The 15,486-nt window shown below is 67.5% G+C and carries 14 protein-coding genes; 8 read left to right on the top strand and 6 right to left on the bottom strand.

Annotated features, from left to right (window positions below; genetic code table 11):
• Nucleotides 1-155 precede the first annotated feature (155 nt).
• Complete coding sequence (locus IEY07_RS18130) at nt 156-1,076, bottom strand: aldo/keto reductase (RefSeq protein WP_188896808.1); 921 nt, start codon at nt 1,074-1,076, stop codon at nt 156-158.
• 108 nt (nt 1,077-1,184) lie between these two features.
• A complete protein-coding gene (locus IEY07_RS18125; protein ID WP_188896807.1) occupies nt 1,185-2,396 on the bottom strand; it encodes an MFS transporter in 1,212 nt (403 codons plus the stop codon).
• 127 nt (nt 2,397-2,523) lie between these two features.
• Here IEY07_RS18125 and IEY07_RS18120 point away from each other — a divergent pair, with 127 nt between their 5' ends.
• Together IEY07_RS18120 and IEY07_RS18115 are read left to right on the top strand one after the other, a co-directional pair.
• The gene (locus tag IEY07_RS18120; protein WP_188896806.1) at nt 2,524-3,078 is read left to right on the top strand and encodes a winged helix-turn-helix domain-containing protein; all 555 of its coding nucleotides are present in this window, start codon (nt 2,524-2,526) and stop codon (nt 3,076-3,078) included.
• A gap of 333 nt (nt 3,079-3,411) precedes the next feature.
• The gene (locus IEY07_RS18115) at nt 3,412-3,942 is read left to right on the top strand and encodes a hypothetical protein (protein WP_188896805.1); all 531 of its coding nucleotides are present in this window, start codon (nt 3,412-3,414) and stop codon (nt 3,940-3,942) included.
• A 15-nt stretch (nt 3,943-3,957) separates the two neighbouring features.
• Here the strand turns inward: IEY07_RS18115 and IEY07_RS18110 are convergent, their stop codons facing one another.
• Nucleotides 3,958-5,151, bottom strand: a complete 1,194-nt coding sequence (locus IEY07_RS18110) for an aminotransferase-like domain-containing protein (RefSeq protein ID WP_188896804.1) — start codon at nt 5,149-5,151, stop codon at nt 3,958-3,960.
• A 106-nt stretch (nt 5,152-5,257) separates the two neighbouring features.
• Here IEY07_RS18110 and IEY07_RS18105 point away from each other — a divergent pair, with 106 nt between their 5' ends.
• The 3 genes from IEY07_RS18105 to IEY07_RS18095 all read left to right on the top strand — a co-directional run bounded on the left by IEY07_RS18105 (nt 5,258) and on the right by IEY07_RS18095 (nt 8,197).
• Nucleotides 5,258-6,523: an allantoate amidohydrolase gene (locus IEY07_RS18105; protein WP_229670278.1), complete on the top strand. Its 1,266-nt coding sequence runs from the start codon at nt 5,258-5,260 to the stop codon at nt 6,521-6,523.
• Nucleotides 6,524-6,598: 75 nt separating this feature from the next.
• Nucleotides 6,599-6,970: a 2-oxo-4-hydroxy-4-carboxy-5-ureidoimidazoline decarboxylase gene (locus IEY07_RS18100; protein ID WP_188896803.1), complete on the top strand. Its 372-nt coding sequence runs from the start codon at nt 6,599-6,601 to the stop codon at nt 6,968-6,970.
• 39 nt (nt 6,971-7,009) lie between these two features.
• On the top strand, nt 7,010-8,197 hold the full coding sequence (locus tag IEY07_RS18095) for an amidase family protein (protein WP_188896802.1): 1,188 nt from the start codon (nt 7,010-7,012) through the stop codon (nt 8,195-8,197).
• 33 nt (nt 8,198-8,230) lie between these two features.
• On the opposite strand, the gene IEY07_RS18090 is transcribed toward IEY07_RS18095, so the two are convergent.
• Entirely contained in the window at nt 8,231-9,613 is a 1,383-nt protein-coding gene (locus IEY07_RS18090; protein WP_188896801.1) for an aspartate aminotransferase family protein, read from the bottom strand.
• Between the two features lie 159 nt (nt 9,614-9,772).
• On the opposite strand from IEY07_RS18090, the gene IEY07_RS18085 reads away from it, so the two are divergent.
• Together IEY07_RS18085 and IEY07_RS18080 are read left to right on the top strand one after the other, a co-directional pair.
• On the top strand, nt 9,773-11,152 hold the full coding sequence (locus IEY07_RS18085) for a M20 family metallopeptidase (RefSeq protein ID WP_188896800.1): 1,380 nt from the start codon (nt 9,773-9,775) through the stop codon (nt 11,150-11,152).
• A gap of 71 nt (nt 11,153-11,223) precedes the next feature.
• Complete coding sequence (locus IEY07_RS18080; protein ID WP_188896799.1) at nt 11,224-11,763, top strand: GtrA family protein; 540 nt, start codon at nt 11,224-11,226, stop codon at nt 11,761-11,763.
• Here the strand turns inward: IEY07_RS18080 and IEY07_RS18075 are convergent.
• On the bottom strand, nt 11,700-14,150 hold the full coding sequence (locus IEY07_RS18075) for a glycosyltransferase family 2 protein (RefSeq protein WP_229670276.1): 2,451 nt from the start codon (nt 14,148-14,150) through the stop codon (nt 11,700-11,702). The genes IEY07_RS18080 and IEY07_RS18075 overlap by 64 nt on opposite strands.
• Before the next feature lie 222 nt (nt 14,151-14,372).
• Between IEY07_RS18075 and IEY07_RS18070 the strand changes: the two genes are divergently transcribed.
• Nucleotides 14,373-14,825: an HNH endonuclease gene (locus IEY07_RS18070; RefSeq protein ID WP_188896798.1), complete on the top strand. Its 453-nt coding sequence runs from the start codon at nt 14,373-14,375 to the stop codon at nt 14,823-14,825.
• A gap of 29 nt (nt 14,826-14,854) precedes the next feature.
• Here IEY07_RS18070 and IEY07_RS18065 read toward each other — a convergent pair whose 3' ends face one another.
• On the bottom strand, nt 14,855-15,406 hold the full coding sequence (locus IEY07_RS18065) for a MarR family winged helix-turn-helix transcriptional regulator (RefSeq protein WP_188896797.1): 552 nt from the start codon (nt 15,404-15,406) through the stop codon (nt 14,855-14,857).
• Nucleotides 15,407-15,486: the final 80 nt, after the last annotated feature.

Below are 15,486 nucleotides of genomic sequence, written 5' to 3'. Positions count from 1 at the left end.
ATGGACCCCCGACCATGGAGACACCCGGGACGGGCGCGCGATCAATTTCCGGGACAGTTCAACTTCCCGGACAGTTCGATCTCCCGGACAGTTCGATCCCCCGGACAGTTCGATTCCCGGCTCATCCGGGCCGGACTTTCGCGGGGACCTGCGGTTCAGTCCGCGACGCTGTCCAGCCGGCGTTTCGCCTCGGCATAGGTATCGGTCGGCAGCGGCTTGGCCGCCGCATTGATGTTCTCCACCAGATGCTCGGGATTAAGGGTGCCGACGATATTGGTGTCCATCCCCGGATGGGCATTGGTGAAGCGGAGCAGGAACTGTGTCCGGTTCTCGCCCGGGTCGAGCAGTTCATCGAGCTTCGCGGCCTCCCATGCGCCCCAGCGATCCGCGTCACCCAGCCCGGCGCCGGGCTCACCGCGTGCGACGCCGCCGCGGATGATCACGCCCGCACCTGCGTCGGCGGCCTCCTGGATCAACCGCTCGTGCTGGCGCTCCAGGGCCGAGTAGGGGATCTGGAAGGTGTCGAAGACACCCGACTCGATGTAGGCCTGCAGATGCGGCTCGGTCGAGGAGATCCCGATCCAGCGGACCTTGCCCTGCTGCTTCATCTCCTGCAGGGCTGCCACCAGATCGCCCTGCTCGGTCTCTTCGACCGAAGGGTTGTGCAACTGAATGATGTCGACGTAGTCGGTCTTCATCCGGTCCAGGCTCTCGTGCAGACCGCGGAACAGGTTGTCCCTGGTCCACACATGCGGGGTGTCGTCGGTGGTGTCGTCGCGACGGACCACTGTGCAACCGCACTTGGTGGCCAGTACGAATTCATCCCGCCGGCCGGAGATGTAACGGCCGATGTACTCCTCGCTGCGGCCGTAATCGTTGGCCGTGTCGATGAAGGTGATGCCGTTGTCCAGCACCGCGTTCAGAATCGTCTCGGCCTGGTTGTCCTCGATCGGGCGGCCGCCCCAGATCCGCGAGCCGCGGACCTCCATGGCGCCGTACCCGAGCTTGGTGACCGACAGGCCGGTCCGCCCGAGGTCGTTGGTCGGCAGCGCAGCCGACCCTGTGGTCTCGCTCATCAGTCCTCGCTTCGTACGCAGGTTGGGCTCACAACCGGTACCCATTCTTGTCCGTACCGATCCAGTGCGCGATGGGGCCTCCTGGGCCGCGTACCGGCCCGGGCGACATCACGCTCCGGTCAGCTGGTCTTCGTCGGCGGTGATCGTCCGCAGCTTTCGCACGGCAGCGCTGGCGGTGAGCACTATCGCCCCGATGATCGCTGCGAGGGTGTAGAGGCCGAACGCGACATGCGAACCGGCAGCGACATAGACCGCGGAGCCGACGGCCTGGCCGCCTGGAATGGCGATGGTCGAGATGAATCCCGAGGCAGCGCTGACCCGGCCGACCATCGCGTCAGGCGTGACCGCGGTTTCGTAACTGGACAACAGAATGGCGACAGCCGGCACGGCAGCCAGCCCGACGAGCAGCGCTCCGATGATCACGAAGACTGATGACGCTATTGCCATGATCGCGATCGCAGCGACCAGGATCCAGGTGCAGACGATGATCACCATGCCTGCCGGCACGCGATGGGTGACGCCGGGCGCGATCAGCGCGCCGACGAGAGTGGAGACCGTGAGGATCGACGACGTGATGCCGATCATGGTCGGCGACACGTGGTGATCATGCAGGGTGAGCAGCAACACCGGCCACATGGAGACGAAGTTGATGATCCCGATGGCGATGATGGCCGGTCGCAGGAACGGGTGCCTCCAGATGAAGGCCAGACCGGACCCGATGTCACGCCGGATACTGCGCGACTTCCGACGCCCGGGTGCTGGAAGTGGAGCTCGGATGGCACCGATGGCGAGGAGTTCGACCAGGAAGCTGACCGCGTTCACTCCGAACGGCAATGATCGGGCGATGCCGTACAGCACTCCGCCGATCGGCATGCCGATCAGTTCGGCGACGGTGCTGCGGACCTGGTTCTGCGAGTAGGCGGTCGGCAGTTGGTCGGCACGGACAACAGTCCGCAGCGCCGCCGTTTCGGCGGTGGTGAAGAACGGTGATGTCAGTCCGGCGACCGCTGCGACGGCGTACAACTGGGCCAGGGTCAACAGTCCTGCCAGGCCTGCGACGACCAAGGATGCGTACGCGATCGCCCGGATCAGCGTGCTGATCAGCAGGCCGAGGCGTCGGTTGATCCGGTCGGTGACGGCGCCCGCGAACAATGCCACCCCGGAGCTGGCGATGGTCGACGTGGCCAGGACGAATCCGGCATCGCGCGCTGACCCGACGGTCAGCGCCAGCAAGGGCAGCGCGACGAACGAGATGCTGCTGCCCAGTTCGGAGACGGCGCGCCCGCTCCACAAGATCGTGAAGTCCCTGTTCCGCCACACGCCCGGTATCCGCATCGCTGTCCCTTCTGGCATTCGAGTTCGACTGAAAGACATCATTACATGCGCATAGAACAATGCACATGAAAACGTGTGCATCGAGTCGTGCAGAAGTTGTTACGCTCGCGCCATGTCAGAGCGGCCAGACGTCATACCAGTGAGCGATTCCGCGGTGCTCAAGGGCCTGGCCCACCCGCTGCGGGCACGGCTGTACTACGTGCTCTTCGCTCGCGGCACTGCACGCGCGACCGATCTGGCCCGCGAACTCGACGCGCCCGTCAATCAGATCAGCCAGCATCTGCGGTACATGGCCAAGTACGGGATCATCGAGGAGGCGACGGGACTGGCCACGGACAAGCGGGAGCGGGTCTGGCGTCCTGCCAGCAGCATGGGGCTGGCACCGGATCCGGATGCCACGGCGGCGCCCGCGTACGAGGAGATCGGCCGGCGGTCTGCCCACGCGACCCTGGACGCCTATCTGACCAACGCGCGGCCCGGCTTCCATCACGCGAACGACATCACGGTCCATCTCTCACCGGATGAGGTCGAAGAATTCGCGAACGAGGTGCAGGAACTGCTCCTCAGATGGAACCGGCTGGGCCAGGACAGGAATGCCGCTGATCCTGAGACCGAGCGAGTCACCTACCTGACCAACGTCTACATCCACCCGCTGCCCGCCGACTGAGCCGTCACCGGACTTGTCCACGGATCCCGTGCCCTTGATGGCCTCGGCGGTCCCCGCTCTGCGACGATCAAGTGGTGAGGTGCCGCCGCAGACGATGGGCTGCCGGGTTGATCCTGGTGATGCTGGCATGCCTGGCGTCAACCGGGTGTTCCGTCGGACGGCATTGCGGCCTGGTTACGGCGTGCCCGGCTCCTACCGTTCCTGTGCCCCCGATGTCGTCGACTCCGGCTCCCACGGGCGGTCGGGCGCCGGACGGACGTCCGCCTGGCCGGGCAGCTCACCAGTGAGGACGGGCTCGCCGCGTCGGTCACGACCGAGCTCTGGCTCGGCCCGGTGCGACAACAGCAGGCCGCTCAGGCGACCCGGGTCGCGACTCCCGTCAGGGGCTCGGTGATCCTGCGCAACACCAGCGGACGCTGGAATTCCGACGCGGTGGTCGATGTCGAGGTCCGCGCTGGTTACGCCGAAAGGTCTGCGGTTTGCCGGGGCATGATCAACGGAGAACGGGTTCCCGAGCGCGGCGGCCACTGCTGGATGATCATCGCCGACACCGTCCCACCTGACCCGCGTACGGCATTGTCACCTGGGGAGGTCCGAACCGTCCCGATCTCCGCGGACAGCTTCATCTCGGTCGACGTGCCGGCCGGCAAAGCCGCTCTGGTCGCGCATGCCCTCCGGCAGCCGGATCTGGTGGTCGCCTCGGCCAGGGTGAACACCCATGGCCCGCACAGTTCGCTGCCGACCTGCACGAGCTCGGCGGGAGTGCCGACAGCCCCCGGCGCACCGGCGGATAGCGCGTCGGTCGATCAGGTGATCGTCGGGACCAGTCGACCGGTCACCTGCAACCAGATCGGCGGCTGGTGACCGGCAGTGGTGCCGTCACAGGCTCTCGATGGCCGCGGCCAGCCGCTTGACGCCCTCTTCGATCTTTTCGGTGCCGTGGGTGCAGAACGAGAGCCGGAAGTTGGAGCGCACCGGATTGTCGGCATAGAACGAAGAACCTGGCAGGAAGGTCACTCCGGATTCGATCGCGGGACCCAGCAGCTGATCGGTGTCATAGCCGTCGGGCAGTCCGACCCAGATGAACATGCCGCCGTCGGGATAGGTGCGTCGGGTGCCCTCGGGAAAGAGCTTGTCGATCCAGCTGCCCATGCACTCGCAGCGTTCGCGATAGGCGGCTCGCACCGGGTCGAGCCGGTGTTGATCATGCATGTACTGGTCGGCGTAGTAGGCCGCGGCCATCTGATCGATGGCCGAAGTGTGCATGTCGGCAGCCTGTTTCGCACTGACGAACAGCGGCTTCAACGCCGCCGGTGCGCGCAACCAGCCGATCCGTACGCCGGGAGCCAGCACCTTCGACAGGGTGCTGAGCAGGATCGCCCTGCCCTCGAGTCGCGGATCGGACGCCAGCGGCGGCAGCGACTCGCCGAAGAACCGCAGTTCGGAGTACGGATCGTCCTCCACGAGCAGGATGTCGTTGCGGCTGATCACCTCGGCGATCGCGTCCCGGCGCTCGGCCGGAATCGTGATCCCGGTGGGATTCTGGAAGGTGGGGATCAGGTAGACCAGCTTCGGTTGGTACTGGTTGATCTTGGCTTGGAGATCGTCCGGCACGATGCCGTCCAGATCGGTCTCGACCGAGATCATCGTCGCACCGGACAGGCCGAAGGCGCGGACCGCCGACATATAGGTCGGGCTCTCGACCAGGATCACGTCACCCGGGTCGATCAGCACGGTCCCGATCAGACTGATGCCCTGCTGGCTGCCGGTCGTGATCATCAGATCGGCGGGCTCGGTCGCGTACCCCTCCTCGGTCAGCATCCGTGCGGCCTGCTCCCGCAGGTCCGGCTCGCCCTCGCCGTTGGCGTATTGCAGAGCGCGGCCGGGATCGGTGTCGAGGACGTGGTCGTACGCCTCCCGCAGGCCTCGGTGATCGAAGAATTCCGGATCCGGCAGCCCGCCGGCGAAGGAGATGATGTTCGGTCCGCGCAGCCAAGGCCCGTATTTGCGCAACGGCGCCGGACGGTGACTGGCCATCCGGCGGCTGATGAACTCTTCGGCCGGCCTGCTCATCGGCGACGATCCTTCTCTGGTGGGGTTGGTGAAATCCTATCGACAACTCTCGGCACAATAGGCGGCCAGTGCCAGTGATCATCAGGGGCAGGCGGGAGACGTAAACGTGACTGGAACGCCGGAGCAGGTCGACTACCAGCAGTTGGCGGCCGAGATCATGGAACGCTGCGAGGTCCTCGGCCGGATCTCCGCCGATCCTGATCATCTCGTCCGCGTCCACCTGACCGCTGAGCACAAGATCGCCGCGAACCAGGTCGAGGAATGGATGAAGCGCGCAGGGCTGCAGACCTGGACCGACGCCGCGGGCAACGTCTGCGGCCGCAACGAGTTCGGTCGCGGCAGCGCACCGGCCCTCTTGCTCGGCTCCCATATCGACACCGTTCCGGACGCCGGCAAGTACGACGGTCCGCTGGGTGTCCTGCTGGCGATCGCGGTCGCCGAGTTGATCAACAACTCCGGCTCCGGCCTGGACGTTCCGCTGGAGCTGGTCGCCTTCAGCGACGAGGAAGGCACCCGTTTCGGCAACGGGCTGAGCGGCAGCTACGCACTGGCCGGCGCCTTCGAGCCCGCCTGGTGGGACTACACCGACGCCGATGGAATCACCTTCCGGCAGGCGGCGATCGACTACGGCCTGGACCCCGACAAGGTCAACGAGGCGGCACGCCGTGCCGACGAACTGGTCGGTTACCTGGAGGCACATATCGAACAAGGACCGCTGCTTGAGGACGCTGATCTTGCTCTGGGCGTGGTGAGCTCGATCGCCACCGGTACTCGGCACACCGTGACCATCACCGGACAGGCGGGCCATGCGGGCGGGACCCCGTACGACCGCCGGCACGACGCGCTGGTCGGTGCCAGCGAGTTGGTCGTAGGGATCGAGCAGATCTGCTCCACCGGTGGAACCATCGGAACGGTCGGCCGGTTGCAGGTCTATCCGGGTGGGGTGAATGTGATCCCCGGCCGGGTCGAATTCAGCCTCGATCTGCGGGCGGAGACCAGTCCGCAGCGGGAGGCGGCGCTGGCCGAGATCGAGGCAGCCGCAGCAGAGATCGCCGGCCACCGTGGCCTGGGTTGGGAGATCGAGCAGTTCTACACGTCGCACGAGACCGCCTGTGCACCCTGGCTCCAAGGGGCGATCGCCGCCGGCATCCGGGCGACCGGGCAGTCGGAGGCGCCGATGATCTGGAGTCGTGCGGGTCACGACGGGATGGCGATCGACAAGATCACCGACATCGCCATGCTGTTCATCCGTTGCGCCGGCGGGATCAGCCACGCACCCCAGGAGTCGGTCACCGTCGAGGACGTCGCGCTGGCGCTGGAGGCGTACGAGGAAGCCGTACGTCGCAGTGCGGCGGCCGCCGTGGCACGATGACCGGATGGGAATCGGTAGCGCGAAGGGGCGCCAGATGAAGATCAGCGGATCCGGTGTGGTCGGCGGCCCGGCCGCATGATCAATCTGCAGGAGGCAGTACTGCGCGGGCGGTTGTCCACGTGCCTGGATGTGCCCCGCTGGATCGACTCGATCGTCGAACAGGCGCCATTCGGATCGCTGGACGATCTCCTCGACGCAGCCCGGGATGCGGCCAACCCGCTGACCCGCGACGAGATCGAGCGGGCGCTGGCCCATCACTCCCGGATCGGCACACGGCCCTCGGGTGCAGGAGGCGTCGGCGACGACGTGGCACGGCCGGGCGCAGAACTCGTCCGCGATCTGCCGGAGTTGCGAGGCGACGATCCGGCCGAGGTGCGGGCGATCGGTGACCGGTTACGGGAGATCGCCCTGCTGCGGATCGAGCAGAGCTTCACCGAGGACGGCTGACCGAGGGGCGGCCCGAAACGGGGGCGATACGGTTTGATCATGACAGCGTCCGGGCCCGCTTTCGACCGTACGATCTGGCGCACGCTGGGCGATCCGCTGGTCGCCGGCGATCCGGCCGGGCCGCTGCACGGTCGAACGGCCGCGGTCAAGGATCTGTACGCGATAGCCGGCCACCCGGTCGGAGCGGGGGTGGCTGCCTGGCTGGCGGAGCAGCGGCCGGCCGTTGACCATGCCGCGGCTGTGTGCGCGCTGCTGGAGGCGGGTGTTGACATCACCGGCATCACGCGGACCGACCAGTTCGCTTTCAGCATGGCCGGCCAGAACGCCGACTACGGAACGCCGCCCAACGCGGCAGCACCCGGGCGGATCCCCGGCGGGTCGTCCAGTGGCTCGGCTTCGGCGGTGGCGCTCGGTCAGGTTGATCTTGCTCTCGGGACCGACACCGGCGGCTCGGTCCGGGTGCCGGCGTCTTATCAGGGCATCTGGGGCATTCGGACCACCCATGATCTGGTCGATCGGACCGGCCTGCTCGATCTTGCGCCGAGCTTCGACACCGTCGGCTGGTTCACCCGCGAGGCGGGTCTGCTCTTCGACATCGGCCGGCTGTTGGTGCCGGAGACCGGGCGTCGGCCGCTGGCGCCGTCCCGGGTGCTGATCGCACCGGCACTCCAGCTGTCGACCGAGCCCGACATCGCCGAGACCGCTGCCCGGACAGCTGCCCGGGCAGCGGAGCTGCTCGGGCTGGCTGTGGAGGAGTGGCCGCTGCCACCGGAGCGGCTGGACGAGTGGGTGACCAGCTTCCGGACGATCCAGTCGTACGAGGCCTGGCAGATCCGCGGCAACTGGATCACCACACATCCCGGTGCCCTGGCCGCCGAGGTGGAAGCACGCTTCATCGCCGGCCGCGCGGCGACCGAGGAACAGGTCGCGCTGGCCAGGGGAGTGATCGCCACGGCCGGCGAGGAACTGAGCGAGTTGATCAAGGAGGCGGTGCTGATCCAGCCGGCTGCATCGTCGGCCCCGCCGCCGGTCGACGAACCGGCGCTGATCGAACAGGTTCGCGGCTTCACCCAGCGGCAGACCTGTATCGCCGGGATCGGCGGCCTGCCGTCGGTGTCGGTCCCCGGCCTCGGAGCGGGCCCGCTGCCGTACAACGTCTGTCTGGTCGGGGCGCCGGGCACCGACCTCGACCTGATCGAACTGGCCGGCCGACTCACCGAGTCCTGACCCTTCGACAGGATCAGGACCTTCGACAGGCCGCTAGGAGGCGGCGATGTGCTGGTCGACCGCGGTCACCACATGATCGACGTGGCCGATCAGCTCGTCGAGCACTGCGGTATCGGCGATCAATGGCGGGGACAAGATCAACATCGTGGCACCGCGGTCGTCGGGCCGGGTCAGCAGTCCGGACTCACGCATCGCGGCCGGCATCACTCGACGGACCAGCTGCTGGGCCTGTTCGGTGGACAACGGCGTACCGGACTCCCGGTCGGCGACGAATTCCAAGGCATAGAAATAGCCGGTGCCCCGGACCTCGGACAGCGTGGGGTGGCTGTCCAGCAGCGCTTCCAGGCCAGACCGCAGATGATCTTCGTTGGCGCGGGCGTTGCCGACCGCGTTCATGTCGATCATGGCGTCGATGTTGGCGATCGCGGCAGCGGTGGCGACCGGATGGCCGCCCCAGGTGCTGCCGTGGAAGAACGAGCCGCCGTCCGGTGAGTCCCAGAGCTCGTCGACCAGATGGGTCCGGATCGCCATGCCGCCCAAAGGTGCGTAACCGCTGGTCGCGGCCTTGGCGAAGGTGATCACATCCGGTACGACGCCGAAGCGACCGGTGCCGAACCACTCACCGAGCCGGCCGAATCCGCAGATCACCTCGTCGGCGACCAGCAGGATGCCGTTCTCGTCGCAGATCTTCCGCAATTCCTGCCAGTAGCCCTCCGGCGGCACCAGTGCGCCGCGGGAATTCTGTACCGGCTCGGCGAAGATCGCCGCCACCTTGTCGCCGCCGACCTCCTCGATGATCGACCGCAGTTTCACAACCGACGGCAGGTCGGCAGCGGTGCCGCCCTCGGGGATCGTCTCGCCGTAGGTGTTGGGGAAGTGCCGGACGTCAGGCATCACCGGCTGGAAAGGCTCTTTGTACCAAGGGATTCCGGTCAGCGCGAGCGCACCCATGGTGACGCCGTGATAGGCGAAGTCACGGGCGATGATCACGGTCCGGTCCGGGTGACCCTGGCTGCGGTGGTACTGCCGAGCGAATTTCAGTGCCGACTCGACAGCCTCGGAGCCGGAGTTGGCGAAGAAGATCCGATCGAGATCACCAGGGGTGAGCTCGGCGATCTTGGCCGCGGCCTCGATCACGGACGGATGCGCGGCGCCCCAGTTCGGCCAATAGGCGAGCTTCTCCATCTGCTTCATCGACGCCGCGACGATGTCGGTCCGGCCATGGCCGATGTTGACGCAGAAGAGACCCGACAGCCCGTCCAGGTAGCGGCGGCCGGAGTCGTCGTAGATGTAGCAACCCTCGCCGTGATCGATCACCGGCAGGTCCGGCGACCGCCAGGCATCGCCGCGGGTGAAGTGCGGCACCAGATTCTTACGGGCGAGTGCGCGGATCTCCTCAGGAGTCTGGTGGGACATGGCGGCCTCCGGGTCTCAGGACGTGTACGCGACCATCATCCGCCCTCGGCCCGGTGGCCGAACACCGGGTGCCGCCGCATCGGAGCCCACCGGCAACAGCCGCCCGCGGCCGGCGGCTACAGTGCGAGGACCCCAGCAGCCCGCCCGTGGAGGAAGACCGTGACCCGCGACGCCGTGATCGAGGCCGCTACCCGCTACTTCGACTCGGGCCGGTTCGCCGCCGATCTTGGGCGCCGGGTCGCCCACCGCACCGAGAGCGCCAACCCCGAGAGCCTGCCGCTCCAGCTTGCCTACCTCGACCAGGAGATCGTCCCGCAACTGCGACGGCTCGGCTGCACGACCAGGATCGTGGACAATCCGGTGCAGGCATGGAGCCCGTTCCTGATCGCCGAACGACTCGAGGGCCCGGAGCGGCCGACCGTACTGGTCTACGGCCACGGCGACGTCGTACTCGGCCATCCCGAGCTGTGGCGGGATGATCTTGATCCATTCACGATGAGCATCGAGGGCGATCGCTGGTACGGCCGAGGGACCGCCGACAACAAGGGCCAGCACACCATCAATTTCGCCGCCCTGGAAGAGGTTCTGGCCGTACGCGGCCGGCTCGGCTTCAATCTCAAGATCATTCTCGATACCGGCGAGGAGACCGGATCGCCAGGCCTGGAGGAGATCTGCGCCGAGCTCGCGGAGGAGCTGTCGGCAGACCTGCTGATCGGCTCCGACGGCTGCCGGGTTGCCGCCGATCAACCGACGCTGTTCCTCGGGTCCCGCGGGGTGATCAACTTCTCGCTCCGGCTGGAGCCGTACGCAGCCGGCTACCACTCGGGCAACTGGGGCGGTCTGATCGCCAATCCCGGCACCCGGATCGCCAACGCCGTCGCCAGCCTGGTGGATGGCAACGGGGTGCTGCTGGTCGAGGGCCTGCGGCCCACCGACATCCCCGATTCTGTCCGGGTTGCGCTGGACGGAGTCGTCGTCGATCCGGGTGACGGTCCAGCGATCGATCCGGACTGGGGCGAGCCGGGCCTGACGCCCGCCGAGCGGCTGTATGCCTGGAACACCCTGGAGGTGCTCGCCTACACCTCCGGCTCGCCCGAAGCCCCGGTCAACGCGATCCCGCCGAGCGCGACAGCACACTGTCAGCTGCGCTTCGTGGTCGGCACCCCGGAGGATGACATCGAACAGATCCTCAGGCGACACCTGGACGATCACGGCTTCGCCGATGTCGCGCTGGCTGTCGGGCACCGGGTCCGGGCGACCCGACTGGACCCGCAGCACCCGCTGGTGGACTGGGCGGCCGCCTCTCTCAAGCAGACCACCGGTATCGCGCCGGTCCGGCTGCCCAATCTCGGCGGCACCCTGCCCAATGCGGCGTTCGCCCACACCCTGGGTCTGCCGACCATCTGGGTGCCGCACAGCTATCCGGCCTGTGGCCAGCACGCCGCCGACGAGCACCTTCTCGGCGACCTCGCCCGGCAGGCCCTGCAATCGATGGCCGGATTGTTCTGGGACCTGGGCGAGCGATCGCCGCACCGGTGAGCAGGGCTTGCGTGGCGACCTGGCGTGCCGATTTGCGTGGCGGTGACCCCAGCGGGTAGACAGTGAAGACTGTGTCCGCATCCACCGACGCCACCGAGCCCACGCCAGATGTCGATGCGTTGACCCTTCAGAACGATCACCTGCCCATCGGCCCCGTCGAGGGGACCGAGCTCGGCGCCCCCGTCCCTGCACGCCACGGGGTCTTCGGCCGGCTGATCCGGGCCGGTGCCACTTCACTGGGCGCGACCGTCCTGTCCCACGGCACCTACATCGCCCTGCTCGCAGCGGCCCATTCGTCGGCGACCTTCGCCAGCGCGGTCGCCTGGGTGATCGGGGCCAGCTTCAACTACTTCATCGGTCGCCGGATCACCTGGGGTCGGACCAACCGCCCGCACCCGGTCCGCGAGATGCTGCCCTACATCGCGGTGATCGCCGCCAGCGGCATGTTGTCGATCGGGGTCGCGACCCTGACCGACCACGTGATCGCGCCGATGCACCTGACCAACACCGCCCGTACCGTGGTGCTCGAGCTGGCCAACATCGCCAGCTACGGTGTGGTCTTCTTCTTCAAGTTCACGTTGCTGGACAGGCTGGTCTTCCGCCACCGCTGAGGGTCGGTCCGTGCCAATCGACGCAGCCGCCGGTTCGGTCCGCTGACCACCCACTCGCGCAGCCAGGTCGTGATCATCACCCGGCCGTAGTTGGCGCCGTAGGTGATGCTGCCGCCCTTCTTGGAAGCGCCGTTGTTGCGCAGGCGCATGGTCAGCGGCACCTCGACGACCCGGGCGCCACGGCCCATCACCCCGAGCAGCAGCTCCGAGGCCTGGTACTGCGGCTCGGTCAACACCACGCCCCGGGCCACCTCAGCCCGCATCGCGCGGAAACCGAACGAGGTGTCGGTGATCTTGGACCGGGTCAGGATGGACGCCAGCACAGCGAAGACCCGGACGCCGAGCCAGCGGACGTTGCTGTCGTACTCACCGGTCCCGAGTCGGCGCGAACCGGTCACGAAGTCGGCCCGATCCTCCAACAGCGGAGCCATCAGAGCGCCGAGTTCTGAGATCTCGTACTGCCCGTCGGCGTCGGTGGTCACGATGTAGGTGGCACCGCGCTCGGCCGCCAGGTGATAGCCCAGCCGCAGCGCACCGCCCTGGCCCCTGTTGACCGGCGCAACACAGACGTACGCCCCGTGCTGGTCGGCGATCTCGGCGGTACCGTCGGTCGACCCGTCGACGACGACGAGGGTGGAGATGTCGAGGGCGCCGCCGTCCGGCGTGGGACAGGTCTTCGGCATCCGGTCCAGGACCGCGGCGATGCCGCGCTCCTCGTTGTAGGCGGCGATCACCACCACCAGGTCGCCGAAGACGACGTCGCCGTACTTGTCCTCGAATCCGCGGACCGCCATCTGGTCGACGTCGTCGGGATAGGCCTCCATCGGGCCCCTTTCTCTGCGGGTCAAAGCGGTGAAACCGATCGCGCCGGCCAGCGGCAGGAACACCAGTCCCGGCAGCTGGTAGCGCCAGGAGAATTCAAACCCTGCGGCGCCGCCGAGCAGCACCAGGGCCATGCCGACGGTCAGCATCGACTCGGCCCGCAGCGACCGGCCGGTGGGTCGCCGACGGAAGACGCCGGCCAGCCCGACCAGGCCGGCGACCCCGAGCAGCGTGCCGGGCGTGTAACCGTGGAAGTCCACCTGATAGGTGCGCAGGAAGGTCGACAGCGGGGTGATCACGTACGGGGTTCGGCCGTCGAAGTAGCGGGTCCAGGAATCGGCGTCGGTCGCTTCCCAGCGCGGATAGTCGACCTGGAACTGCCAGCGGGCCAGCGGGGTGTCGCCCAGATGATCAACCCGCGACCATTCGAAACCCTTGAGGAAGTCCCGCAGCACCGAAGTGACCAGATCCAGCGGCTGGTGCCGAAGGACGGTCTTGCCGAATTCGCTGCGGAGCTGGCGCAGCGTCGTCCCCGGCGGTAGTTCCTTGACCGTCATCGGATTGTGGGCGTACGCATCCACCCCGAGCCGTTCGTCCAGCGGCTCCTTCGGGCAAAGCTGTTGCAGGTAGCGGTCCAACGGGAGTTGATCACAGCGGGCGATCTCCGCGGCGCGGCCGTAGAGCACCGAGTTCCCGGCCGAGCTGAGGCCGAAATGGCCGGTCACCGCGCGGTATGCGGACGCGTACCCGCCCAGGACTATCGCGAACCCGGCCACCCCGGCCGCCAGGCGGATGATCATGGTCCGGCGCCACGCCCGATCGCGCCAGCGTGCGCCGACGAAAATCAGGTACGCGAGGAACGGGATGACGGCGACGATGCCGATGATCCGTACCGGCACGTTGGCCCCGATCAACGCTCCGGCCAGGGCGGCCTGCCACCACAGGGGCCCGATCCGGGGCGGCCCTTCGGGTCGCGGTCGCAGGGGTCGTAGCCGCCAGGCGAGCAGCAGCCAGATCGCCCCGAGCAGGATCGCGTCCGACCAGATCTCGGCCATGATGTTCTGTTCGATCTGCAACTGGTAGCCGTCCAGCAGCATCGGCACGGTGATCAGTGCAGAGAGCCAACGTGCCGCGCCAAGGCCGCGGCAGATCCGGTACATCACGATCGCGATCCCCAACCCGACCAGATGCTGGACCGCCGTGGTCAGTGCCAGACCGGCTCCGAACAGCTTTCCGACCATCATCATCGGATAGATGATGACCGTGTAGCCGATGGGATCCAGGCCGTCCACGGCCGGGTGCAGCAGCATGCTGAGGTAGCGGAAGCTGTCGATGTAGAGCATGGCCGGCTGGTAGGCCAGCCAGGTGATCACCCGCAGGCCGGTGCCCAGGCCGAGCAACACCGCGAAGATCCAGTTGCGGCGCAGTGCCGGACGCCAGCTCGCGGTCCAGCGGTCGCGCATCCGGTTGCGGAATCGGCCGAACGGACCGGCCTGCTCGGCGGGCTCGGGCTCGGTCTGCTGGGAGGGTCCGGGGACGCGTACCAGAGTGCCCCCGTCTGTCATGGCGACCACCGTATCCGGAGCGGGCACCGGATTCACATCGGCGCCCCGCGGTGTCGCGCTCGGTGGATCGCGGTCCTCGGTGCTGGACCGGCACCCCGGTGTTGCGTCAGGTAACGGTCATGCGGCAACTGAGCGACATTTGGCGGCGAATCTGCACGTCAGAGGCCCTTTATTCGGCTACGCCCACGGCTGGGGCGTCTACTATCTGCCCAGGAGGCGCGGATGACCGACGTGCTGGTACTGAATGCGAGCTACGAGCCGCTGCAACGGGTGAGTGTGCGGCATGCCATCGGCATGCTCTACCGGCAGGTCGCTGTCGTCGAGGAAGAGGTCGACGGTTCCCGGTTCGGTCCCTATCCCGTGCCCCGGGTGCTGCGGCTCGTCCGGTACGTCGTGATGAAGTGGGTGCACCGCGGTACGCCGCCGTGCACCAAGGCCGGCATCCACGCCCGGGACCGGGCCTGCGCCTACTGCGGCGGCAAGGCGACCACGGTCGATCACGTGCTGCCGAGGTCTCGTGGGGGCGGCTCGACCTGGACGAATCTGGTCTCGGCCTGCGCCAAGTGCAACGAGCGCAAGGGCAACCGGACACCGGTCGAGGCGGGGATGAAGCTGCGGGTCCAGCCGTACGCCCCGACCTACCTACAGTTGCGGGCCCTGCGTTCCCGGAACTGATCTCTACGTCGATCCCTCGGCCGGTCGGATCAGCGCCGTTCGCGCCTGCGCCGGTCGTGCCTCTCGCCCCCGTGCCGGTCGTTTCCGTCCTCGTCCCCGTGTCGGCCGGGCCCGTGCCGATGCGGGACGTCGTCCTCGCCGGCTGTCAGCTTGGCCAGCAACGCGGCCAGTTGGCGGCGCTCGGCTACGGTCAGTCGGTTGAAGAAGTCGGCCGAATTCGTACGGCCCGCCTCCCCGACATCAATCATCAGTCGGCGTCCTTCGGCTGTGATGGACACTGCCGTCGCCCGACGATCGTCGGGCACGGCCGCGCGCTCGACCAGCTCGCGCTCGGCGAGCGCATCGACGACCTCGGTGACCGAACGCGGGCTGATCCGGAGAAGCTCGGCGAGCTCGCGCAACCGCAACGGCTCGTTGGCGGCGATCACCCGCAGGGCTCGTAGCTGGTGGGGCGACACGTCCCAGGGCCTGAGCGACTCGGCGAACCGGTGCCGCATCACATGGGACGCGCGGCGCAACAACTCGCCCAGATCCGACTGATCGCCACCAGCGGGTGGTCGGGTTCCGGGCTCACTGCGCATGATCGAATCCTAATGAGTTGACTGAAGGAAGTTGCTGAGGTAGCCTCAATATCAGGTTAGCTCAGGATGCCCGGTTCCGG

The sequence above is a fragment of the Microlunatus endophyticus genome (assembly GCF_014646195.1).
Classification (GTDB): domain Bacteria; phylum Actinomycetota; class Actinomycetes; order Propionibacteriales; family Propionibacteriaceae; genus Microlunatus; species Microlunatus endophyticus.
The sequence above is the reverse complement of the archived record's forward strand: the minus strand, read 5'-3'. Positions and strand labels throughout refer to the sequence as shown.